The 21908-nt window shown below is 74.5% G+C and carries 22 protein-coding genes and 1 pseudogene; 8 read left to right on the top strand and 15 right to left on the bottom strand.

Going from position 1 to position 21908, the window contains the following annotated elements; all coding sequences use genetic code 11:
• Positions 1–185: 185 nt before the first annotated feature.
• Positions 186–1529, top strand: a complete 1344-nt coding sequence (locus LN037_RS11380) for a dipeptidase (protein ID WP_230752389.1) — start codon at positions 186–188, stop codon at positions 1527–1529.
• A 47-nt stretch (positions 1530–1576) separates the two neighbouring features.
• Here LN037_RS11380 and LN037_RS11385 read toward each other — a convergent pair whose 3' ends face one another.
• The gene (locus LN037_RS11385) at positions 1577–2473 is read right to left on the bottom strand and encodes an Rv1352/Rv1906c domain-containing protein (protein ID WP_230752391.1); all 897 of its coding nucleotides are present in this window, start codon (positions 2471–2473) and stop codon (positions 1577–1579) included.
• Between the two features lie 178 nt (positions 2474–2651).
• On the opposite strand from LN037_RS11385, the gene LN037_RS11390 reads away from it, so the two are divergent.
• Both LN037_RS11390 and mscL read left to right on the top strand, forming a co-directional pair.
• Positions 2652–3128: a hypothetical protein gene (locus tag LN037_RS11390; RefSeq protein ID WP_230752393.1), complete on the top strand. Its 477-nt coding sequence runs from the start codon at positions 2652–2654 to the stop codon at positions 3126–3128.
• 173 nt (positions 3129–3301) lie between these two features.
• Positions 3302–3688 (top strand): annotated as a pseudogene (gene mscL / locus LN037_RS11395) (large conductance mechanosensitive channel protein MscL); the annotation flags it as partial.
• A gap of 313 nt (positions 3689–4001) precedes the next feature.
• On the opposite strand, the gene LN037_RS11400 reads toward mscL, so the two are convergent.
• From LN037_RS11400 to LN037_RS11450, 11 genes are all read right to left on the bottom strand, one after another.
• Complete coding sequence (locus LN037_RS11400; protein ID WP_230752396.1) at positions 4002–4193, bottom strand: hypothetical protein; 192 nt, start codon at positions 4191–4193, stop codon at positions 4002–4004.
• Positions 4194–4202: 9 nt separating this feature from the next.
• Entirely contained in the window at positions 4203–4880 is a 678-nt protein-coding gene (locus tag LN037_RS11405; protein WP_230752398.1) for an alpha/beta fold hydrolase, read from the bottom strand.
• 11 nt (positions 4881–4891) lie between these two features.
• Positions 4892–5920 (bottom strand): LLM class flavin-dependent oxidoreductase, encoded by a 1029-nt coding sequence (locus LN037_RS11410; protein WP_230752400.1) that lies wholly within the window; start codon positions 5918–5920, stop codon positions 4892–4894.
• On the bottom strand, positions 5913–7304 hold the full coding sequence (locus tag LN037_RS11415; RefSeq protein ID WP_230752402.1) for an MmgE/PrpD family protein: 1392 nt from the start codon (positions 7302–7304) through the stop codon (positions 5913–5915). The genes LN037_RS11410 and LN037_RS11415 overlap by 8 nt, the downstream gene beginning before the upstream one ends.
• 77 nt (positions 7305–7381) lie before the next feature.
• Positions 7382–8434 carry a pyrimidine utilization protein A gene (gene rutA, locus LN037_RS11420; RefSeq protein WP_230752404.1) on the bottom strand — a complete coding sequence of 351 codons (1053 nt, stop codon included), beginning with the start codon at positions 8432–8434 and terminating at the stop codon, positions 7382–7384.
• Between the two features lie 63 nt (positions 8435–8497).
• Entirely contained in the window at positions 8498–10147 is a 1650-nt protein-coding gene (locus LN037_RS11425; protein WP_230752406.1) for an amidase, read from the bottom strand.
• Positions 10144–11307: an acyl-CoA dehydrogenase family protein gene (locus LN037_RS11430; protein ID WP_230752408.1), complete on the bottom strand. Its 1164-nt coding sequence runs from the start codon at positions 11305–11307 to the stop codon at positions 10144–10146. Before LN037_RS11430 ends, LN037_RS11425 begins: the two co-directional genes overlap by 4 nt.
• Positions 11308–11317: 10 nt before the next feature.
• Positions 11318–12607: a CaiB/BaiF CoA transferase family protein gene (locus tag LN037_RS11435; RefSeq protein WP_230752409.1), complete on the bottom strand. Its 1290-nt coding sequence runs from the start codon at positions 12605–12607 to the stop codon at positions 11318–11320.
• On the bottom strand, positions 12604–13131 hold the full coding sequence (locus LN037_RS11440) for a MaoC family dehydratase (protein ID WP_230752411.1): 528 nt from the start codon (positions 13129–13131) through the stop codon (positions 12604–12606). The genes LN037_RS11435 and LN037_RS11440 overlap by 4 nt, the downstream gene beginning before the upstream one ends.
• A gap of 28 nt (positions 13132–13159) precedes the next feature.
• Positions 13160–14575, bottom strand: a complete 1416-nt coding sequence (locus tag LN037_RS11445) for an MFS transporter (RefSeq protein WP_230752413.1) — start codon at positions 14573–14575, stop codon at positions 13160–13162.
• 126 nt (positions 14576–14701) lie between these two features.
• Positions 14702–15514, bottom strand: coding sequence for an HpcH/HpaI aldolase/citrate lyase family protein (locus tag LN037_RS11450; RefSeq protein WP_230752415.1), 813 nt, complete (start codon positions 15512–15514; stop codon positions 14702–14704).
• A gap of 76 nt (positions 15515–15590) precedes the next feature.
• On the opposite strand from LN037_RS11450, the gene LN037_RS11455 reads away from it, so the two are divergent.
• Positions 15591–16403, top strand: coding sequence for a FadR/GntR family transcriptional regulator (locus LN037_RS11455; RefSeq protein ID WP_230752417.1), 813 nt, complete (start codon positions 15591–15593; stop codon positions 16401–16403).
• 8 nt (positions 16404–16411) lie between these two features.
• Here LN037_RS11455 and LN037_RS11460 read toward each other — a convergent pair whose 3' ends face one another.
• Both LN037_RS11460 and LN037_RS11465 read right to left on the bottom strand, forming a co-directional pair.
• Positions 16412–17152, bottom strand: a complete 741-nt coding sequence (locus LN037_RS11460) for a Type 1 glutamine amidotransferase-like domain-containing protein (RefSeq protein ID WP_230752419.1) — start codon at positions 17150–17152, stop codon at positions 16412–16414.
• A gap of 29 nt (positions 17153–17181) precedes the next feature.
• Positions 17182–17910 carry a DUF4383 domain-containing protein gene (locus LN037_RS11465; protein WP_230752421.1) on the bottom strand — a complete coding sequence of 243 codons (729 nt, stop codon included), beginning with the start codon at positions 17908–17910 and terminating at the stop codon, positions 17182–17184.
• Between the two features lie 141 nt (positions 17911–18051).
• On the opposite strand from LN037_RS11465, the gene LN037_RS34125 reads away from it, so the two are divergent.
• Together LN037_RS34125 and LN037_RS11470 are read left to right on the top strand one after the other, a co-directional pair.
• A complete protein-coding gene (locus LN037_RS34125; RefSeq protein WP_443611894.1) occupies positions 18052–18297 on the top strand; it encodes an SDR family oxidoreductase in 246 nt (81 codons plus the stop codon).
• A 39-nt stretch (positions 18298–18336) separates the two neighbouring features.
• Complete coding sequence (locus tag LN037_RS11470) at positions 18337–18975, top strand: Rossmann-fold NAD(P)-binding domain-containing protein (RefSeq protein ID WP_443611895.1); 639 nt, start codon at positions 18337–18339, stop codon at positions 18973–18975.
• A 95-nt stretch (positions 18976–19070) separates the two neighbouring features.
• Here LN037_RS11470 and LN037_RS11475 read toward each other — a convergent pair whose 3' ends face one another.
• On the bottom strand, positions 19071–19955 hold the full coding sequence (locus tag LN037_RS11475) for a heparin lyase I family protein (RefSeq protein WP_230752423.1): 885 nt from the start codon (positions 19953–19955) through the stop codon (positions 19071–19073).
• 180 nt (positions 19956–20135) lie between these two features.
• Between LN037_RS11475 and LN037_RS11480 the strand changes: the two genes are divergently transcribed.
• Both LN037_RS11480 and LN037_RS11485 read left to right on the top strand, forming a co-directional pair.
• Positions 20136–21431 carry a cation:proton antiporter domain-containing protein gene (locus tag LN037_RS11480; protein ID WP_230752425.1) on the top strand — a complete coding sequence of 432 codons (1296 nt, stop codon included), beginning with the start codon at positions 20136–20138 and terminating at the stop codon, positions 21429–21431.
• A gap of 45 nt (positions 21432–21476) precedes the next feature.
• Complete coding sequence (locus LN037_RS11485) at positions 21477–21845, top strand: hypothetical protein (RefSeq protein ID WP_230752427.1); 369 nt, start codon at positions 21477–21479, stop codon at positions 21843–21845.
• Positions 21846–21908 lie beyond the last annotated feature (63 nt).

Here is a 21908-nt window from a genome sequence, read left to right on the forward strand (position 1 = left end):
ACGAACCGGGCCGACCGGATGGGGCCGGGTGGTGGGCGCCCGAACGGCGTACGGGAGGACCTCGAGGAGACCGAGAAGGCGGGCCGGGCGGGGCCGTGGGGCCGTAGGTGCGGAACGGTCCCGACGGCGGGTCGGGCGAAGTTCGTCCGTTCGGTATCCGGCGCGTCCCCGCCTAGGGTCGGGGCATGGCTGACGTACCCGCGGACCTGCAGGCCGCCGTCGACGCGGTGCTCCCCGACGCCCGGCGTGACCTCGAGGGCCTCGTCCGCATCCCGAGCATCTGGGCGGACCCGGCGCACCGCGAGGACACGCGGCGCTCGGCCGACGCCGTGGCCACGCTCGCCCGGGAGGCCGGGGCGGCGTCGGTCCGGGTGCTGGCGGCCGAGGGCGGGGCACCGGCCGTCGTCGCGCACTGGCCGGCGCCGGAGGGGCAGCCGACCGTCATGCTCTACGCCCACCACGACGTGCAGCCCACCGGCGGCGACGACCTGTGGACGAGCGCGCCGTTCGAGCCCACCGAGCGCGCCGGTCGGCTCTACGGCCGCGGCGCCGCCGACGACAAGGCCGGCGTGATGACCCACCTCGCGACGCTGCGCGCCTACGGGGGCCGCCCGCCGGTCGGGGTGACGCTGTTCGTGGAGGGCGAGGAGGAGTCGGGATCGCCGACCCTCTCCGCCCTGCTCGCCGAGCACCACGCCGACCTCGCGGCCGACGTCATCGTCATCGCCGACGCCGGCAACCCGGCGGTCGACGTGCCGGCGCTGACGACCTCGCTGCGCGGCCTCACCAACATCGTCGTCGAGGTGTCGATGCTCGAGCGCGCCGTGCACTCGGGCGTCTTCGGCGGGCCGGCCGGCGACGCGCTCACGGCCCTGTGCCGCCTGCTCGCGACGCTCCACGACGACAAGGGCTCGGTGGCCGTCGCCGGGCTCGTGCGCGGGTCGTCCGACGTCCCCGGCATGTCCGAGGAGCAGTTCCGCGGCGACGCGGGCGTGCTCGACGGCGTCGACCTGCTCGGCACCGGGACGATCGAGGAGCGCATCGCCCAGCAGCCGGCGATCGCGGTGCTCGGCATCGACGCGCCCGCCGTCGAGGGCGCGGCGAACATCCTCGTGCACCGGGCGCGGGCGATGATCAGCGTCCGCCTGGCCCCGGGCGACTCCACGTCCTCGGCCTTCGAGGCGGTCCGCGAGCACCTGGCGCGGAACGCGCCGTGGGGCGTCGGGCTCGAGGTGTCCCTGGCCGCGTCGGGCGAGCCGTTCGCGCTCTCGCCCACCGGGTCGGTCTACGACCTCGCCCGCGAGGCGCTGTCGACCGCGTTCGGCTCCGAGACCGTCGAGATGGGCATGGGCGGCACGATCCCGTTCATCGCCGAGTTCGCCCGCACCTTCCCGGGCGCGACCGTCCTCGTCACCGGCGTCGGCGACCCGGCGTCGCGCTGGCATGGCATCGACGAGAGCCTGCACCTCGGGATGTTCCGCCGCTGCGTCCTCGCGGAGACGCTGCTGCTGCGCTCGTTGGCGCGGTAGCCCGTTCCCGACGGCGGGTCGGGGCGGGTCGGGATCGTGGCGTCGGCTCAGTTCCGCGACCAGGTGCAGGACCCGGAGAACTGCACGTAGGCGTCGGAGGCCTTCACGACCATCGTCGTCGGGCCCGGCGCCGCACCCCCTGCGATGAAGGAGTCGAACTCGCCGTCGGCCTCCGTCAACCGGGACCAGGTGCAGAACTCGCCGCCCTCGGTGGACCACGTCCCCGGCGCGATACGCCCGCCGACCGCGTAGGTGCCGGCGCCGAGGCTGCCGGCCGGAACGGCGGCGCGGGCGGTCGTGGTGGGGACCCGGACGGACGTCGACGGCACCGCGGCGGACGACGTCGAGCGCACCGACGGCACGGTGGGGACCGGCGCGGAGAACGTCGGCACCTCGTCCACCACGTCCACCGCGTCCCCGGGCACCGGTGAGGTCACGACGACGGGGCTCGGCGCCGTCGGTACCACCGGCGCGGCGACCGGCGTCGACGCCATCGCGACGAAGAACAGCGCGTACAGCGTGCAGACCAGCAGTCCCACCACGCCCAGCACCACCCCGGCGATCCCGAGGCCGCGGCCGACGTCGGACCGGCTCCGCGCGGCGACGACCCCCGCGACGGACAGCCCGAGCCCGACCGGGCAGAGCAGCCACGACACGACACCGACCACCGGCAGGAGCGCCAGGACCGCCCCGACGAGGGCGACCGTGAAGCCCGCCGTCGCGAGCGGGTTCGCGGGCGGAACGGGCGGGACGGGCGGACCGGGCGGCACGGCCACGCCCCCGGCGGGGAGCAGGGGGACGGCCGCCGGCCGGACGCTCATCGGCACCGGGCGGTGGGCGAACGGCGCCGCCCGCCGCGGGGCCGGGATCGCCAGCTCGACGGTCACCGCGTCGGCGGCCTCGTCCTCGGCGCTCCAGCGTCCCCAGGTGTTCGTCGTCGTCATCCCTGTTGCTCCCCCGACCGGTCGTGCGATGTCACCGGGCGAGTCGCAGACGATCAGGAAGGGGTTAACCGGAGCAGTGGAACTTCGCCCGCTCGGATTACACGGGTGATCCACATCGTCCGGACGAGTGACCTTCCGGCGTGTCGCGCGTTGCACCCGGTGAGGGCGGGAGGCATCGATGTCCGAACCCAGCACGGTGACCGGTCGACACGCACGGCCGGAACCCACCGACACGCCGCCGACCACGGGCCGCCACGCCGCGCCGGAGGCCGACGAGACCCCCACCGGCAACGACGTCCCCGCGCGCCCGCCGACCCGGCCGTTCGAGGCCGCCCCGGTCCGCACCCACCACCGCCGGCCGCGACCACGGACGCGGCTCGCCCTCCTGCTCAGCGGCGGCGCGGCGGCCCTGGGGCTCGCGACCGTCGCCGGGGTCGCCGTGGCCCTGAGCGCGGAGGACGCCGAGGCGCCTCCCGTCGCCGAGGCACCCGCCCCGGAGCCGACGACGGCCACGGCCGTCACCCCGCCGGTCGCGGCCCCGCCCGTCGTCCCCTCGAGCCGCGCCGGCACCCGCACGGCGTCACCGGCCGCCTCCACCACGAGCCGCCGCTCGACGACCACCCGCACCACCACGACGACGACCCTCCCCGGCTGAGTGCGGTCGGCGGCGCGTGTCGCGCGGTGTCCGGAGCGCGCCCGCGGGACGGCGACACGCTCACCGCACTGCACGTCCGGCCCACCGCGACCCTCCGTCCGGGCCGCGACGAGCCCGGGACACGGTCCCTAGCCTCGCCGTTCAGCTCCCCAGCTCCCGGCCCGAGGACCACCATGCTCAAGGGATTCAAGGACTTCCTGCTGCGCGGGAACGTCATCGACCTCTCGGTGGCGGTCGTCATCGGTGCCGCCTTCACGGCGGTCGTCAACGCCTTCACCGAGTCGTTCCTCAAGCCGCTGATCCAGCTGCTCTCCCCCGGCGGCGACCAGTTCCGCGGCACCGTCCGCGTCAGCGGCGTCGCCTTCGACTACGCCGACTTCATCAACCAGGCGATCACGTTCCTCATCACCGCGGGCGTCGTGTACTTCCTCGTCGTCGCCCCGATGAAGGCCCTGCAGAACCGCCGTCTGCGCGGCGAGGAGGCCGGGCCGGCGCAGCCCACCGACGTCGAGCTCCTCACCCAGATCCGCGACCTCCTCGAGACGCAGGCCGAACTGCAGGCGGAGATCCAGGCCGGGCAGGCCGACCAGCGATCCCCCGACGACGGGTACGGTCCGGTCGCGCCGCCGTCCCGCCCGTCGGTGCCGCCCGCACCGGCCACGCCCCCCGCGCCCCCCGCGCCGCTCCCGCCGACGGCCGCGCCGCTCCCGCCGACGGCCGTGCCGCGACGCGGCCACGACGTCGAGACCGCACCCGCCCACGCGATGGCACCCGCCCACGCCGGGTACGCACCGCCATCCGGGCGCCCGACCCCGCCGCGCCCGGTCGAGGCCGAGGCGCCGCCCCGGCACCGGGCCGGCGTGCGCTGACCCGTCAACGACCGCGCGCCGACCACCACAGCCATGCCGCCACCAGCACGAGGGCGACCGAGAGCAGGTCGGCCGTGGTGACGGCGTGGGTCTCGGAGAGCACGAGCAGCTTCGGCCCCTCGACGGACTGGTTCAGCGGGAGCCAGAGGAGAGCGAGCCCGACGAGGACGAGCGCGGTGATCCGCCGACGAGGCACCCGCGGAGCCTAGGGGGCCCGGTCGAGCACCGAGCGGACCGCCGCCGCGACCACCTCGGGCGCCTCGAACACCGGCGTGTGACCGCAGTCGGCCCACGACAGGTCGGCGTCGGGCAGGAGGGCGGCGAGTTCCTCCGCCTCCGCGGTCGACCGCGCGCGGTCGTGCACGCCGTGGACGACGGCGGCGGGGCAGGTGATCGTCGGGAGCACCTCGGTCAGGTCGAGGTCCCGCTGGCTGCGCAGCACCTCGACGGCGGCCTCCCGCGGCACCGCCTCGGCGTACGCGAGCAGTTCGGCGCGCACGTCGGCGGGCGGGGCCGTCGCGAACGACCGGTCGAGCACGGCGGAGAGGGCCTCCCGCCCCCACTGCGCGGCGAACCGGTCGATGATCCCGTCGACGTCGCCGTGGCGCCGCATGTGCGCGCCGGTGTCGACGAGGACGAGCCCCACCACGAGCTCGGGGTGCGTCGCGGCGAGCGTCGTGGCGATCGCGCCGCCCGTGGAGTGCCCGACCAGCACCACCGGCGCCGTCAGGTCGTCCGCGATCCGGTCCGCGACGGCGGGCACCGTCCACGGGCCGGGCGCGGTCATCCACGACACCGGGCGCACCCCGGGCACGAGCGCCGCCAGCGGGGCGAACACGGCGGGCGAGCAGACCGTCCCCGGTACGCCCACGACCTCCGTCATCGCGCCCCGCCTCACCCGACCGTGACCACCGCGGACTCCCGCAGGGCCGGGGCCACCTCGCGGGCGAGGAGCTCGACCGAGCGGCGGCTGGACTCCACGGGCATGCCCGCCCAGTCGGTGCGCAGGACGAAGTGGTCGATGCCGAGCCCGCGCCAGGCGAGCAGGGCCCGGCGGCAGTCGTCGGGATCGCCGATGACGAAGCGGTCGTCGGCGAGTGCGTCGAACTCCATCCGGAACGACTCGCGGTCGGGCATCACCCGGTCCTGGCCCCAGTCCGCGTAGACCTGGTACTTGCCCTCGAGGAACGGGCGGGCCCGCTCCAGCGCCTCCGCGCGGGTGTCGGCGCAGAACACCTCGCGCATCAGCGGCCGCGACGAGCCGGGCCCGCGGCCGTGCGCCGCGCGCTCGGCGTCGTACAGCTCGAGCTGTCGGCGCACCGTCGCCGCCGTCGCGTGCGGGTTGACCATCCACGCGTCGGCGAGGCGGGCCGCCCTGCGGACGGCGTTGTCGGAGTTCGCGGCCATCCACACCGGCGGCTCCCCGACCGGCCGCATCAGCGCCTGCGCCCCGTCGAGGCGGGTCCACGGCAGGTCGCGGGTCACCGACTCGCCGCGCCACAGGGCCCGGACGATCTCCAGGTTCTCAGTGAACCGCCGGACCTTCTCCTCCGGCGGCACCCCGAACGCGGCGTACTCCTCGGCCCGGTAGCCGAGGCCGACGCCGAACACCGAGCGCCCGCCGGTGACGACGTCGAGGCTCGCGTACGCCTCGGCGGTGTCCACCGGGTGGTGCAGCGCGAGCAGGTGGATACCGGTGCCGACCGTCATCTCCCCCGCCTCGGCCGCGACCCGCGCGAGCCACGGCAGCGGCTGGATGTGCGCGAAGGACGCAGCGAGGTGGTGCTGCCCCGCGAACACCGAGTCGAGGCCCTCGTCGCGGGCGGTCCGGACGAGCTCCAGCTGCTCGGCGAGGGTGACCCGCGGGTCCTGCTCGGGACGCCGCTGGTGGGTGAGGAAGACGCCGACCCGGGCCTCACCCACGGCAGGCCTCGGCGAAGTCGATCGCCGGGGTGTCGTCGCCCAGGCCGAGCACGGCGGCCCGGACCCGGTCGGCGGTGGCGCGGTCGGCCGCCGTCCCGATGGTCTCGGCGAACTTGGCGTCGATGTCGGCGTTGGTGAGCGGGCGCTCGTCGTGCCCGCGGTTGACCTGCTCCCGACGGGTCAGCCGCGTGCCGTCGGCGAGCTCGAGCTCGACGTACCCGGAGTAGGCCCGCGGGAAGGCGCCCTCGCGGTCCTCGACGACCTCGACGCGGCGGGTGAGCTCGAGGGTCGCCGGGTCGGCCAGCGCGTCGTCGTCGAGCTCGGCGAGACCGAACCGGCCGCGGCGGAGGGCCGTGGCCACCACGTACGGGAGGGAGAACTTGGCGTCGTACTCGTCGCGGGGCGCCCACTTGTTGGCCGGCGGCTCGCAGACCACCTTCCCCGGCACCGGGTGGATCGCGCACCGGATCGAGCGCACGTCCTCCGGGCGCACGCCGTGCTCGGCGCGCAGCGCGAGCGTCGCGTCGGCGAAGGCGTGGATGAAGTGGCAGATCGGATACGGCTTCACGGCGGTGCGCATCAGCTCCCACCGCTCCCCCAGCCCGTCCGCGACCGCCGACGGGTCGGACTCGCGGCCCTGCAGGTGGGTGGCGTAGAGCCCGAAGCGGCCCTCGTACACCGCGGCCGGACCGCGCCAGTCCTGCTCGGCGAACGCGGCCGCCGTCATGCCGGAGCTCGCGGCCCACCCCGGGTGCAGCCGCTTGGTCCACGACCCGTCCTCGAGGAACTCGAGCAGGCCCGCCGACATCGACCCGACGATGCCCTGGGCCGCCGTGATGCCCGCGGCGTCGAGACCCCACAGCTTCGCCGCGGTCACCGCGGCGCCGAACGCCCCGGCGACGGCGGTCGGGTGGAACCCGACGTCGTGGAAGCCGCCCGCGCCGCCGAGCCCGACCCGCGCCGACACCTCGACGCCGAGCACGTAGGCGAGCAGGAGGTCCCGGGTGGTCGCCCCCGCCGTCGTCGCGGCCGAGATCGCCGCGGGCAGGGCGGCGGCGGAGACGTGGGTGACCGCCGGGATGTGCGTGTCGTCGAAGTCCATGCCGTGCACGAGCACCCCGTTGAGGGTGGCCGCGTCGCGCGGGGCGAGCCGGTCGGGCATCCCGAGCACGGGGTGCTCCCCGGCGCCGAGCCGCCCGAGCGCGTCGCGGGCCCTCGTCGGGAAGTCGTAGACGGTGGAGGCGAACGCCAGCCCGACCGCGTCGAGCACGAGGTACCGGGCGCGCTCGAGGACCTCGGCGGGGACGTCGGCGGGCCGGAGGCCGGCCGCGAAGTCCCCGACGGCGGCGGCGAGCGAGGTCCGCGGCGGGCTGTCGATCGTCATCGATGACTCTCCTTTGGTGCCGAGGCCTGTGAGTACTAGTCACGGCTATCGCCGTGACAAGTACTCACAGGACGAAGTCACCCCAGCAGGGGCTTGACCTTGGTCCCGAAGTCGTGGACGCCCTGCTCGAAGTCGTCGAAGGTGAACATCATCCCCTCGACCCCGGGCATGTCCGCGACCTGGTCGATCTGGCGGGCGACGGTCTCGTAGGAGCCCACGAGCGTCGCCATGTTGAAGTTGACCGCGCCCTCGGGGAGGTTGATCGTGCGCGCGGTGCCGGAGGAGTCGGCGGTCGTGTCGTTGCTGCCCTCGTCGGACATGTAGCCGAGCGCGGCCAGGTCGGCGCCGGCCTGGTAGGAGTCCCACTTCGCGCGGGCCTCCTCGTCGGTCTCGGCCATGATGGCCATGAACAGCGGCAGGGACCGGACGTCGCGCCCGCTCGCCGAGGCGGCCTTGGCGAGGCGCTCGGTGGGCTCGCGGTAGACCTGCGGGTCGTTGACGCCGGGCGCGAGGATGAAGTTGTAGTCGCCGTACTCGGCGCAGAACTGCATGCCGCGGTCGGACTGCCCGGCGCACACGATGTCGACCTTGCCGGTGGGCCGCGGGGACAGCACGCAGTCCTTCATCTGGAAGTACTGGCCGTCGAGGTCGCAGCGCCCGGTCTCCCAGAGGTCGCGCAGCACCTTCACGTACTCGGTCGAGTAGTCGTAGCGGTAGCCGAAGTAGTCGTCCCCGGGCCAGAGCCCCATCTGCTCGTACTCGCCCTTGGCCCAGCCGGAGACGATGTTGACGCCGAAGCGGCCGGGGGCGATCGAGTCGATCGTCGAGGCCATGCGGGCCACGAGCGCCGGGGGCAGCGTGAGCACGGCGGTGGAGGCGTAGAGCTTGATCCGCTCGGTGACGGCGGCGAGGCCCGCCATGAGCGTGAACGACTCGAGGTTGTGGTCCCAGAACTCGGTCTTGCCGCCGAACCCCCGCAGCTTGATCATCGAGAGCGCGAACGCGAAGCCCTGCGCCTCGGCCTCCTGCACGACGCGCCGGTTCAGGTCGAAGGAGGGCTGGTACTGCGGAGCGTTCTCCGAGATCAGCCAGCCGTTGTTGCCGATCGGGATGAAGACCCCGAAGTCCATCGTGACCACACCTTCCGTGGGAGCGTCCTACTGTGAGCCGGACCACGAAAATACATCAGACGTTTATCGCGAGGAAGTCTTCCGTGTGACGACCGCGGGTCGTCGCCGATGGTGTGCGGTCCGTGACTGGAAGACGCGGGCGGCCCGCAGCGCGGTCCCCTCGGCGTGCGGCGCCGCGATCAGCTGCGCGGAGGTCGGGCACCCGTCGGAGGCGAGCCCGGTGGGCACGGCGAGCCCGGGCACGCCGGTGAGGTTGCCGAGCATCGTCGAGCGCGACTGCGCGGCGTAGAGCGGGTACTCGACGCCGTCGACGACCACGGTGCCGTCCAGACGCGGCGCCGTGGACGGGCAGGTCGGCACCACGATCAGGTCCGCGTCCGCGAGGACCGCGTCCAGCTCGCGCTGGAGCTCGACCCGGAACTGCTGCGCCCGCAGGTAGTCCTGCGCGGGCGTGGTGATGCCCTGGCTGATCCGCCGGACCACCACCGGGTCGTAGTCGCCCCAGCGGTCCCGGTCGACGCGGTGCAGCGTCGCGGCCTCGGTGAACACGATGAGGTAGCCGATCGCGAGCGCCGCGGCGGCCCCCGGGATCTCCCCCGGCACCACCTCCGCGCCCGCCTCGACCAGCTCGGCGACCAGCGCGTCCACCCCGGCCCGCACCTCGGCGTCGCACAGCTCGGTCAGCGCTCCCCCGGGCACCGCGATCCGGAGCCCGCGGACGTCGTCGGGCACGGTCCCGACGGCGGGTCCCGGGCGCCAGGAGCGCGGGTCGCGGTCGTCGGTGCCGGCCAGCACGTCGAACACGCGCGCGACGTCGGCGGCGCTGTGCGCGATCGGTCCGACGGTCTCCGCGGTCCACGACAGCGGCACCACCCCGACCCGCGAGATCGCCCCGGCCGTCGGCTTGAGGCCGGTCAGCCCGGTCCAGGCCGAGGGAAGGCGCACCGACCCGCCGACGTCGGTCCCGAGCGCGAACGGCACCGCGCCCGCCGCGACCGCGGCCGCCGACCCGGTCGACGACCCACCGGCCCAGCGCTCGCGGTCCCACGGGTTGCGCGTCGGCCCGAAGCGCGGCGGGTTCGGCCCGCCGACGGCGAACTCGGTCGTCGCGTCCTTGCTCACCGGGATCGCCCCGGCCGCCTCGAGCCGCGCGACGACCTCCGCGGACGTCGCCGCCGGCGCGTTGCCGTGGCACCAGGACCCCGCCGTCGTCGGGACCCCGGCGACGTCGATGACGTCCTTGACCCCGAACGGCACGCCCTCCAGGGCGCGCGCCGTGCCGTCGCGCCAGCGCCGGGCGGACTCCGCGGCGGCCGCGGCGGCCCGCTCGTCGAGGAACCGGATCGTGCAGTTCAGCTCCTCGTGTGCGGCCCGCAGGTCGCGCAGCGCCCGCGCGATCTCGTCCTCCGGCGTCCGCTCCCCCGCCGCGTAGGCGGCGAGCAGGCCGGCGATGCCGTCCGGGCCGTCCGGGCCGTCCGGGCCGTCGTCGGGAACGGTCCCGACGCCGGGTGCGGCCCGGTCGCGCCGGACCCACCGGTCCCCGTCGGCCGGGTCCGCCTCGAGGTCCATCGCGCGGGGACGGTCGCGCAGCGCCGTGATCGCGGGCTCGGCGGCGGCGACGGCGGTGTGCATGGCCTCGACGAGGTCGTCGTCGAGGGTGAAGCCGAGCCGGGCCGCCTGGTCGCGCAGCGCGCCGGGCGTCGGGCCGCTCATCCCACCGTCGCCTTGCCCGCCAGCAGCGACTTCGCGATCCCGGTGCGCAGCACGTCGTTGGTGCCCTCGCCGATCGACATGAGCGGGGCGTCGCGGTAGAGCCGCTCGATCTCGAACTCGGTGGAGTAGCCGTAGCCGCCGTGGATGCGCATGGCGTCGGTGGCGCACTGCAGCGCGGTCTCCGACGCGAAGACCTTGGCCATGCCGGACTCGGTGTCCATCCGCACGCCGTCGTCCATCCGCGAGGCGGCCCAGTAGGTCATCAGCCGCGCGGCCTGCAGCTGCACGGCGATCTCGGCGAGCCGCAGCTGGACGGCCTGGAAGTCGCCGATCGGCTGCTTGAACGCGGTGCGGTCGCGGGCGTAGGCGAGGGCCTCGTCGTAGGCGCGCTGCGCGATGCCGACCGAGCGGGCCGCGATGTTGATCCGGCCGGTCTCCAGCGAGGACAGCGCCTGCTGCAGGCCCTTGCCCTCGACGCCGCCGAGCAGCTGCGACGACGGGACCCGGACCTCGTCGAGGACGACCTCGCAGGACTCGGTGCCCTTGTAGCCGAGCTTGCCGATGTCCTTGGAGACCGTGAAGCCCTCGGCGTCGGCGGGGACGAGCAGGATGCTCATGCCCTTGTGCGCCGGCTCCGCCCTCGGGTCGGTCTTGACCAGCACCGGCAACGGGTCGGCGTGGCGGGCGTTGGTGATCCACGTCTTCGTGCCGGTGATGACGTAGTCGTCCCCGTCGCGGCGGGCCGTGGTGGTGATGCCCTGCAGGTCGGTGCCCGCACCGGGCTCGGTGAGCGCGATCCCGGTGCGGCGCTCGCCGGTCGCGAGCTCGGGCAGGTAGGCGTCCCGCTGCTCCTGCGTGCCGTGGCGGGCGATCATCCAGCTCGACACCGAGTGGCTGCCGAGGATGCCGGCGATGCCCATCCAGCCCCGGGCGATCTCCTCGAAGGTCAGCGCGAAGGAGACGGTGTCGGCGGCGATCCCGCCGTACTCCTCGGGGATCGACAGGCCGAACAGGCCCAGCTTCTTCATGCTCTCGACGATCTCGGTGGGGTACCGGCCGGAGTGTTCCCAGTCGCGGGCGACCGGCACGATCTCGCGGTCGACGAAGTCCCGCAGTGTCTCGCGGTAGAGCCGCTGCTCGTCGGACAGGGTGAAGTCCACGGTGCCTCCTTCAGCGGGCGGGCGCCGAGGGCGCCTCGGGAACGGGGTGCGCGGTGGCCACCTCGGAGAGCGGCACGGCCGCGGTCTCCGGGTCGGGCGGCGGGCCGAAGGCGGCGGCGGCGCGCAGCGCGGCGATGCGCTCGGCGTCGTAGCCGAGCCCGGCGAGCACGGCGTCGGTGTCCTGGCCCATCGCGGGTCCGCCGCGGGCGGGGACGACGTCGTCCCCGGGCGGGCCGACGCGCACCGGCGAGCGCAGCGAGCGCACGGTGCCGAACCGCGGGTGCTCGGTCTCGACGACGAGCGCGCGGGCCAGGGTGTGCGGGTCGTCGAGCGCGCCCGCGACCTCCTGGATCGGCGCGGACGGGATGCGCGCGGCGTGCAGCGGCTCGAGCCACTCGGCCACGGTCCGCTCCCGGAAGGCGTCCTCGAGGATCGGGACGATGAGGTCGCGGTTCCGGTCGCGGTCGGCGAACGTGGCGAACCGCGGGTCGGAGGCCAGCTCCGGGCGGCCCATCACCTCGGTGAGCCGCACCCAGAACTTCTCCTTCGCGCACCCGACGACGAGCCAGCCGTCCGCGGCCTCGAACGCCTGGAACGGCACGAGCGAGGGGTGCGCGGAGTGGTGGGTGCGGGCCGGGGTGAAGCCCTCGGTCAGGTGCCAGGTGGCGGGATAGGTCAGGAGGCTGACCGCGGTGTCGTAGAGCGAGAGGTCGCAGTCGGTGCCCACGCCGTCGCGGCGGGCGGCGTGGATGCCCGCGAGCAGGCCGATCGCGGCCACGAACCCGCCCGAGTAGTCCACCAGCGACAGGCCGGTCTTCTGCGGGGCGCCGCCGGGCTCGCCGGTCACCGACATCCACCCGGCGAGGGCCTGCAGCACGTAGTCGTAGCCGGGCTCCTCGGCGCGCGGACCGGTCATCCCGAACCCGGTCAGGGAGCAGCAGACGATCCGCGGGTTGACGTGCTTGAGGTCCTCGTAGCGGATCCCGAGCTTGGCCGGGACGTCCCCCCGCAGGTTCGAGTACACCGCGTCGGCGGAGCGGACCAGGTCGTGGAAGACCTCGCGCCCGGCGTCGTTGCGGATGTCGAGCAGCATCGAGGACTTGTTCTTGTTGAACGACTCGAAGAACAGCGAGTCCTCGCCGCCGGCGTAGGGCGGGACGTAGCGGCCGATGTCCCCGCCCGAGCTCGGGTCCTCGATCTTGATGATCTCGGCGCCGAGGTCGGCCAGGTGCATCGAGCCGAACGGCCCGGCCCCGTACTGCTCGAGTGAGACGATCCGGATGTCCTCGAGCGGCCTCACGACCTGCCCTCCACCGTGAGCGGGGTGGCCGCCTGCGGGAAGAGCGAGGCCGAGCCCGCGGAGTCACGGCGGTGCACGTAGAAGGTGCGCCGGAAGGAGAGCACCTCGACGGCGTCCTGGTTCAGCGTGCGGGTGCGGATCGTGACGATGCCGGCGTGCGGCCGGCTCTTCGACTCCCGCTTCTCCAGGACGATCGACTCCGACCAGATGGTGTCGCCGACGAACACCGGCGCGGTGAGCCTGAGGTCGTCGAGGCCGAGGTTGGCGAAGGCGTTCTGCGTCGTGTCGGTGACCGACTGGCCCATGGCGATGGCGATGGTCAGCGGCGAGGCGACGAGCATGCGGCCGAACTCCGAGGACTCCCCCACCTGCGCGTTGAAGTGCGCCTGGTTGGTGTTCATCGTCAGGAGCGTGAACCAGGTGTTGTCGGTCTCGTTGATCGTGCGCCCCAGCGGGTGCTGGTAGACGTCCCCGACCTCGAAGTCCTCGAGGAACCGCCCGCGCCAGCCGTCCTTGACCGTCATCCTGCCCCTTCCGTCGACCCCGTTGACGCTAAACGTCTGATGTTTTGCGGGCAAGAGCGTCCGCGCTGATGTCCTCCAGCGCACGGTTGCTCGTGCGCTCGCCGAACACCAGCAGGACCACGCCCATGAGCAGGGCGGCGACGGCGAGGTAGACGTACACCGCGACCGTGCCCGCGCCGGTGTAGATCGCCGCCACGAGCACCCCGCCGACCACGCCCGCGAGGCGGCCGGAGCCGTTGGCGATCCCGGAGCCGAGGCCGCGCAGCTCGAGCGGGAAGACCTCGGCGATGTAGGTGTAGAGCACGGCGACGCCGGTCTGCATGAGCATCGAGGCCGCGAACCCGCTGACGACGATCCACACCGGGTCGGTGACGAGGCCGAAGACGAGCAGCAGCACCGCCACGACGCACTGCAGCCCGAACACGAGCGTCTTGCGCTCCACCCGGTCGATGACCGGGAAGGCGAGCAGGGCGCCGGGCACGGCGGCGATGGCGAGGATCGAGGCGAAGGTGAGCGACTGCGCCGTGGTGTAGCCGCGCTCCACGAGCAGGGTCGGCACCCAGGCGGTGAACCCGTAGAAGCTCAGGATGAGGAACACGCAGGCCGCGGCGGCGACCACCACCCGGCGGCGCGCCCCGCGCAGCAGGTCCCCGACGGTCGCCGCGGGCACCGGCGGGACGGGCGTCGGCGTCGGCAGCTCCCGGCCGGTCGCGGCGCGCGCCTCGTCCTCCATGCGCGCGATCAGCGTCTCGGTGTCCGGCGTGGTGCGCCCGTGCGCCGCCTGCCACCGCGCGGACTCGGGCAGCACGCGGAGGGCGACGACGCCGAACACCGCGCCGAGCGCGCCGAACACGAAGATCCAGCGCCACGCGTCCGGCCCGAGCGGGACGACGAGGCGCGCCAGCCAGGCCGCGATCGGCACCCCCGCCAGCCCGACGGCGAGCAGGATCGCCTGGTACCGCCCGCGCAGCGCGCGAGGGAACATCTCGCTGACGTAGACCAGCAGCACGCCGGTCATCGCCTGCAGCCCGAAGCCGGTGAGCACGCGCAGCACCCCGAGGCTCGTCGCGTCCCACGCGGCTGCCGAGAGCAGCGAGAACGTGGAGTAGAAGAAGACCGAGCCGATGAGCACCGGCCGCCGCCCGAACCGGTCGGAGAGCCGGCCGCCGACGATCGCGCCGACGAACATCCCGACGAAGCCCGCCGAGGTCACCAGCCCGACCGTGCCGATCGACAGGCCCCACTCGGCGCGCAGCGCCGGCGCGGCGTAGGCGAAGGAGTTGAGGTCGACGAGGTCGAAGACGAACAGCGCGCCGAGCACCACCACCCACCGACGGTGGGTGCGGGTGACGACGGGCAGGCGGTCGATCCGGGCGGCGAGGTCCGGCCCCGGGCCGGTGCGGGTCCCGGCCGAGCGGGTGTCCGGCGGGTCGGTGGCGGTCATCGGCGCTCCCCTCTGGCGGGCCTCCCCGACGGCGGCCCGTCCCGACCCGGCAGCGGCGGCCCACGGTCACCGACTGTCGCCCGGGTCACACCGACCGTAAATGTCCGATGTATGGGCGCACAAGGCTCAGTGCGGGTCGGGCTCGCCGGCCCGGGCCAGGATCGCCCGGGCGCGGTCCACCACCGGCCTGTCGACCATCGCGCCGTCGACCACCGCCACCGCGCCGCCCGCGGCGGCCTCGACCACGGACCGGGCCCACCGCACCGTGTCCGCGTCGGGACGCAGCGCCCGGTCGGCCGGGGCGACCTGCGCGGGGTGGATGCAGAGCTTGCCGGTGAATCCGCGGGAGAGGGCGTGGCGGCAGTCGGCGAGGAGCAGCTCCTCGTCGCGCACCGCCGTGGTGACGCCGTCGACCGGGCCGGGCAGGCCGGCCGCCCGCGAGGCGAGCGTCAGCACCGCCCGCGCGTGGGCCATCGCGTCGCGATCGGCGTGGTCGGTGCCGAGCTCGCTCGCGAGGTCGACGCTGCCGAAGGCCAGGCGCACCACGTCCGGGCTGCTCGCGACCTCGGCGGCGGCCAGCAGTCCGGCCGCGGTCTCCACGAGCGCGAGGACCTCGACCCCCGCGTCGGCCAGCGCCGCCGGCCACGGCACGCTCGCCTTGGGGAGCATCACGACGACGTCCCGGCCGGTCACCATGGCGACGTCGTCGGCGAACCACGGGGTGTCCGCCCCGTTGATCCGCACCACCACGGTGCCGGTGGCGGACCCGCCGTCCAGCCACTGCGCCACCGCCCGGCGCGCCTCGTCCTTGCCGTCGGGGGCGACCGCGTCCTCGAGGTCCAGCACCACGGCGTCGGCGCCCGCGGCCGCGGCCTTGTCGAACCGGTCGGGGCGCGAGCCCGGGACGAAGAGGAACGTGGTGGCAGCGGCGACCGACATGGCGGCAGGCTCGATCGTCGGACATTTGAGTGTCAAGCCGGTCCTGACCGATCGGGCGGCGCGTAGGCTCTCGTCCGTGCCACCGACGCGCCCGTCCTCGACCTCCCGCGCCGCCGGCGCTGCGGGCGACGGCGGGACCTCCCGGGCGGTGCCCCCGGCCCGGCTGCGGGTGCAGCGCGTCCGGCCCGCGTACCGCCAGGTCGCCGACGAGCTGCGCGCGCAGATCGTCGGCGGGACGCTCGGGTCGGGCGAGCGGCTGCCGAGCGAGGCGGAGCTGGGCCAGGCGTTCGGGGTCAGCCGCAGCACGGTGCGCGAGGCCCTGCGGGTGCTCGCGAGCCAGCACCTCATCGAGACCACCCGGGGCGTGCAGGGCGGCTCGTTCGTCGCGGCGCCCGACCCGGCGCGGGTGGTGGAGGACGTCGGCGGCGCGCTCGGCGTGCTGGTGATGACGCCGCAGCTGCGCCTGCACGACCTGCTGGAGGCCCGGCTCCTGCTCGAGCCGTCGGCCGCCCGGCTCGCGGCGCAGCGGGCCGACGCCGACACGGTCGAGGCCATCCGTACCGCGGCCGGGGCGCCCCGGGACGGGCGCGACCCCAGCGGCTTCGTCGGTCACCTCGACTTCCACACCACCGTGCTCATGGCCACCGGCAACCTGATGATCACGATGATGGGCCAGCCGGTGAACGACGTGCTGCGCACCCGCCTGCGGCGCGTCGGCGTGGAGACCGCCGAGTGGGACCGCGTCGACGAGTGGCACCGCGTCATCGCCGACCACATCGCCGCGGGCGACGGTGCCGCCGCCGAGGAGGCGATGCGCGACCACCTCGTCGCCCTGCGATCGCTCTACGAGCGCGACGGTCTCTGGACCGACGAGCCCGCCTGCCACTGACGGGCCGGTCAGCTCCGGTCGGGAAGCCGCCGGAACGGCAGCTCGGTCTCCGTGGCCCCGCCGTCGCCGTCGGCCTCGACGCGGTAGGCCCGGGCGCCGTCGCGTTCGGTGAGCACCTCGGCGAGCTCGGTGCCGCGGTAGAGCAGGCCGGCGCCGTCGTCGGTGGCGTGCGCGGTGGGCAGGATGCCCTCGGCGACGAGCCGGCGCAGGGTCGGGCGCCGCTCGGGCTCGGAGTCGTGGTGGACGCCGTTGGCGTAGGGCAGCAGGCCGAGCCCGTTGATCACCGGCTGCAGCGTCGGGCCGAACGAGTCGGTGGTGCCGCCCGTGTGCCAGCAGATCGAGCCCGCGGAGACGCCGGTCAGCACCACACCGGCCTCCCACGCCTCGCGCAGGACCGTGTCGAGCCCGTGCAGCCGCCACAGCGCGAGCAGGCCCGCGACACTGCCGCCCCAGACCCAGACGACGTCCTGGGCGAGCAGGTGCGCGCGCAGGTCGTCGACGTTGGGCATCGGCAGCAGGGCGACGTGGCTCGCGTCCCAGCCCAGCCGCCAAGCGTTGTCGTAGAAGGTCATGACCAGGCGCGGGTCGTCGCCCACCGCGGTCGGCACCAGGCACACCCGCGGGGCGCGGCCCGTCACGCCGGCCAGCTCCACGGCGTGGTGGGTCAGCGGGGCGGGCCGCCAGTCGATCCGGTCGGCGCGGCGCAGGCCGCCCGAGGTCGCGAGGATGGTCGGGCCGTCGGCGGGCATGGGCCGGACGGTAGTCCCGGGCCGAGGGGTCAGCGTGCGGAGGCCATCCAGGCGGCGCGGCGCTCCTCGTGCGTGGCGACGCCCTCGAGACCCACGAGGCGTTCGGCGGTGACGGCGTCGAGCGACCCCGCCGCCTGCGCCCGGTAGGCCTCGGCGAGCTCGCGGTCGGCGCGGGCCTCCGCGACCGTGAGCGGGCGCGGCTGGTGGTCGTCCGGCAGCGTCGAGAGCGTCGACTCGCTGGCGAAGCGCTCGACGACGCCGCGGGCCAGCCGGTCGGACCCGGCGAGGTACGGGTTGTCCGGCGGCAGGTGCGTCGTCACGCGGCCGTAGCTGCCGACGACGAGCAGCACCAGGCCGGCGCCGATCGAGAAGAAGACGTTGGGCAGCCGGAACGCGAGCAGGTTGTACGGGGTCGCGAGGACGGCGAGCCCGACGAAGGCCGCGACGAGGAAGGCGGCGCCGACGACGATCATCACCGTCGAGGCGGGGCGTCCGCCCCGGAGCGCCGCGAGGACGAGGACAGCGGCGGTGACCACCGAGACCGTCGAGAGCAGACCGTTGGTGGACAGGCCCAGCAGCGGCATGCCGCGGGTCTCGAAGGCGGTCAGGCCTCCGACGTACCCGAGGATCCCGAACACCGCGATCACCGCGGCGACGAACAGGGCGCCGACCCGGTGCACGACCAGGACGCGGCGGGCGGACGGGCCGGGGGCGTCCGCGGTCTCGGGGGTGGTGGGGTGCGAACGGGCGAGGGTCATGACGGCCTCCTCGGTGAAGCGCGTCGTGCAGTCGTGGGCAACAGGAACGGACGTCCGGGCATGACCGCGATCCACGGGCCTCACCCCTCCCCGATCCCGTGATCCGTACCGCCAGGTTTGACCACCGGGTAGCCCACCCCCATGCGACTGTTGATCGCGGGCGCGTCGGGGTTCGTCGGGCAACGCCTGTGCGAGGCCCTCACCGACGCCGGCCACGCCGTGTCCGCCATGACCCGTCGCCCGGAGCGCTTCGTGGGGTGCGGCGAGCCGGTGCGCGGCGACGTGCACGACCCGGCGTCCCTGCCCGGTGCGCTCGCCGGCCACGACGTGGCCTACTACCTGGTGCACTCGCTCGACCGGGCCGACTTCGTGCGCGCCGACGCCTAGGGCGCGCGGGCCTTCGGGCGGGCCGCCGCCACGGCAGGCGTGCGCCGCATCGTCTACCTCGGCGGTCTGGGCGACGACCGCGACGACCTCTCCGACCACCTGCGCAGCCGTCGCGAGGTGGAGACCCACCTCGCGGAGGGCGGCGTCCCGGTCACCACGATCCGGGCCGGGATCATCGTCGGGCACGGCGGAATCTCGTGGGAGATGACGCGCCAGCTGGTGTCGCACCTGCCCGCCATGGTCTGTCCGCAGTGGGTCTACACGCGCACCCAGCCGATCGCGATCGACGACGTCGTCCGCTACCTCACGGCGGTGCTCGACACCGACGCGACGACGGGGCGGGCCTTCGACGTCGGCGGCCCCGACGTCCTCGTCTACGCCGACATGATGCAGCGGGCCGCGGCCGTGATGGGCCGGCGGCGCCTCGTGATCGTGCCCGTCCCCCTGCTCACCCCGTCGCTGTCGTCGCGGTGGCTCTCGCTGGTCACCGACGTCGACACCGCCACGGGGCGGTCGCTGATCGACTCGATGTCCAACGAGGTGGTGGTGCGCGACGACGCGATCCGCCGCCTCGTCCCCTTCGAGCCGATGCCCTACGACGACGCGGTACGCCGCGCCCTCGACGACCGCGCCGCCGACACGGCCCCCGTGTCCGGGGACCGCGCGGCGGCCGCGTGAGGGAAAGGTTTTACACAACCGGGTAAGACCGGTTATGGTCCCGCGCCGGGTGGAGGCTCCAGCAGCGCGGGCCTCCTCCCCTCACACCACCGGGGTCACTGCACCGCGGCGTAGGACGTGCCCATCCGGGCGCTCTCGAGGTCGTAGACCGCCGTCGAGGTGATCGCCGGGTCGCGGTACATCCCCATCTTCCAGTAGCTGTACTGCGAACTCGTCGTGGACGGCTTGACCAGCGTGTCCGTCGACGCGGCCGGTTCCTTCGGCGTGTCCTTCGGCTGCGGCGTCCGGTCCAGGGCCTCCTTCTGGGCCTTGGCCTGCGAGGCGCTGGCCTTCGTCTTCTTCGACGACGGGTAGAGCGTGCCCGCGACCGGGTGGTAGCCGGTGAGCACCGGCGTGCCGTTCAGCCACGCGTCGACGTACCCGACCGAGGGGTTGCTCGAGAACTTCACGTGCAGCACCAGGGTCGTCGCGGTGGTGGTGACCGCCGGGCCGAGCGTCGTGGTCCAGTACTTGCTGCCCGCGGGCCCGCCGGGGTAGCCGTACCCGCCGTCGAGGATGACGCTGCCACGGCCGACCTTGATCTCCAGCGGCGGCGACCCGGTGTCCGCGTTCTTCCACTGGCCGAGCACCTGCCAGCTGGTCTCGGCGGCCGGGAACGACGCGGGCAGCGTGAACGTGCTGGCGAACCAGAACTCGTCGCCCTCGACGAAGTTCGCGACGTCCGGCTCGATCTCCGAGCGCGTCCCGCCGCCCGGCACCGTGAAGCGGGCGGCCTTCTCCGGCGCGGCCACCGTGCTCGTGACGAGCACGGGCGCAGAGGCCCCCACGTTGTTCCACGGCGTGGACCTGAAGGTCGCGAACCCGGCGTTCGTGAAGTCGGACTGCCACAGCGTCCCGGCCGCGGCCCACGCCTGACCGGTTCCCAGCGTCAGCACCGCGATCACGGCGACCAGGCACCGCAGACGCCACTGTCTGTGCACGGACTCTCCCCAGAGGATCGTGGGCAGTCCCCGCACTCGCCCTGTCGATGACGAGGAGTCACCGTAGGGAGACCGACCGACCGCGTCGTACGCCGAAGAGGTGATGACCGGCGCTATGTTCCGGACACGGGGGACGGACGACCCCGAACCGGGCGCGCGGCCCGCTTGGCAGACTCCCCCATGATCCCGGCGCTGATCCTCGCGGGGGTGGCGGTCGCGCTGCGGTCGCTGCTCGCGGGGTGGTTCGACCGCGTGCTGCTGGGCGCGCCGGTGGTCATGGTGCTCGCGGGCGTGGCGGCGGCGTTCGCGCTGCCCGGCGACGCCCTCGCGCTGACGCTGAACACGCAGGTCGCGCAGCGTGTGGCGGAGCTCCTGCTCGCGGTGCTGCTGTTCGTCGGCGCGACGGCGGTGCGGGGCGGCCGGCTGTGGGGGCCCGCGCCGGGGCCGGTGCTGCGCCTGCTGTTCCTCGCGATGCCGCTGAGCCTCGCGGCCGCCGTGGGCACGGGCCTGGTGCTCCTGCCCGAGCTGGGGTGGGCGGCACTGCTGGTGCTCGCCTGCGTGGTGGTGCCGATCGACTTCGCGCCGGCCGAGGGCGTGGTGCGCGACCGCGCCCTCCCCCACCGCGTGCGCACGGCCCTCAACGTGGAGAGCGGCTACAACGACGGCATCGTCTCGCCGATCTTCCTGTTCGCGCTGATCCTCGCGTCCGACCGGACGCGGCAGGACTCCCCCACCGAGGCGCTGACCACCGCGGTCCCGTTCGCGCTGATCGGCGTCGGCGTCGGCCTCGTGACGGGCCTGCTCCTCGGCTGGCTGCTCGACCGCGCGAGCCGCCTCCACGCGACCACCGAGGCGTCGCGGCGGGTGTTCGTGCTGTGCACCCCGGTGGTGACCTACGCGGTGGCGGTGGCGCTCGGCGGCACCGGCTTCGTCGCGTCGTTCGTCGCGGGGGTCGCGTTCTGCTACCTGCACGGGGTGCTCGCCGCGCGCCGGGCCCGACGGGCGCGCGAGCAGCCGGACGCGGCGCCGACCACCGCCTACCGGCTCGCGGGCGCCGACTACCACCTGCTCACCGAGGTCACCTCGCTCGCGACGATGCTGATGTGGTTCGTCGTCGGGCTCGCGGCCGTGGCCACGCTGTCCGAGGGCGTGACCTGGCAGGCCGTGGTCTACACGCTGCTCGCCCTGACCGTCCTGCGCCTCGGGCCGGTGCTCCTCGCCTTCACCGGCTCGCGGTTCGACCGCCGCGAACGCCTCCTCGTCGGGCTGCTCGGTCCGCGTGGGACCACGTCGATCGTGTTCGGGCTGCTCGCGTTCAACACGTTGCCGACGGGTCCCGTGGCCGACCTCGCCCTCACCGTCACGGTGCTGGTGGTCCTCGTCAGTGCGCTCGTCCACGGCACCGGGGCACCGCTCCTGGCGCGGGCGCTCGCCGTCCGCACCCGTCGGCTCCGCCGGGGTGCTCCGGACGGGTGACCTAGACTCCGGCGGTCGGCGTTCGTGATCACCTCCGGAGGACCCGTGTCCCGTCCCCTCACGGTGTGGGTCGCCGTCGTGCTCGTCGCGGTGACCGCCGTGCTGCGCGTGGTCGGCCTGTTCGCCCTCGGCGGGCTCGGCCTGCTGCCGATCATGGGCCTGGTGGCGCTGGTCGTGTCGATCATGATCGCCGTGGCGCTCTTCCGCGGCCTGCGGGGCACGGCGGACATCGCGATCGTGGTGCTCGTGCTCGCCGGCGTGCAGGCGGTGCTGACGGCCACCGAGCCGGTGCCGCTGGTCCGGACCCTCGGCCTCGTCGAGGCCGCCCTCTCCGTGGTGACGATCGTCGTCCTGCTGCTGCCGCCGACGCGGCGCTGGGCGGGACGGACGGTGGTCGCGCCCGCGGGGCGCTGAGGGCGGGCGCGGGCTCCGGTTCGGCGCGGCGGGCGCGGGTAAACGATCTCGGGCCCTCCCGGG

It is taken from the genome of Actinomycetospora soli, from assembly GCF_021026295.1.
Taxonomy (GTDB): Bacteria; Actinomycetota; Actinomycetes; order Mycobacteriales; family Pseudonocardiaceae; genus Actinomycetospora; species Actinomycetospora soli.

Coding starts and splice junctions, on each gene's coding strand:
- LN037_RS11465 (WP_230752421.1), bottom strand. CDS start 17,910: ATGACCCTCGCCCGTTCGCACCCCACCACCCCCGAGACCGCGGACGCC.
- LN037_RS11460 (WP_230752419.1), bottom strand. CDS start 17,152: ATGCCCGCCGACGGCCCGACCATCCTCGCGACCTCGGGCGGCCTGCGC.
- LN037_RS11385 (WP_230752391.1), bottom strand. CDS start 2,473: ATGACGACGACGAACACCTGGGGACGCTGGAGCGCCGAGGACGAGGCC.
- LN037_RS11390 (WP_230752393.1), top strand. CDS start 2,652: ATGTCCGAACCCAGCACGGTGACCGGTCGACACGCACGGCCGGAACCC.
- LN037_RS11480 (WP_230752425.1), top strand. CDS start 20,136: ATGATCCCGGCGCTGATCCTCGCGGGGGTGGCGGTCGCGCTGCGGTCG.
- LN037_RS11425 (WP_230752406.1), bottom strand. CDS start 10,147: ATGAGCGGCCCGACGCCCGGCGCGCTGCGCGACCAGGCGGCCCGGCTC.
- rutA (WP_230752404.1), bottom strand. CDS start 8,434: ATGGACTTCGGGGTCTTCATCCCGATCGGCAACAACGGCTGGCTGATC.
- LN037_RS11445 (WP_230752413.1), bottom strand. CDS start 14,575: ATGACCGCCACCGACCCGCCGGACACCCGCTCGGCCGGGACCCGCACC.
- LN037_RS11450 (WP_230752415.1), bottom strand. CDS start 15,514: ATGTCGGTCGCCGCTGCCACCACGTTCCTCTTCGTCCCGGGCTCGCGC.
- LN037_RS11405 (WP_230752398.1), bottom strand. CDS start 4,880: ATGACGGAGGTCGTGGGCGTACCGGGGACGGTCTGCTCGCCCGCCGTG.
- LN037_RS11440 (WP_230752411.1), bottom strand. CDS start 13,131: ATGACGGTCAAGGACGGCTGGCGCGGGCGGTTCCTCGAGGACTTCGAG.
- LN037_RS11415 (WP_230752402.1), bottom strand. CDS start 7,304: ATGACGATCGACAGCCCGCCGCGGACCTCGCTCGCCGCCGCCGTCGGG.
- LN037_RS34125 (WP_443611894.1), top strand. CDS start 18,052: ATGCGACTGTTGATCGCGGGCGCGTCGGGGTTCGTCGGGCAACGCCTG.
- LN037_RS11380 (WP_230752389.1), top strand. CDS start 186: ATGGCTGACGTACCCGCGGACCTGCAGGCCGCCGTCGACGCGGTGCTC.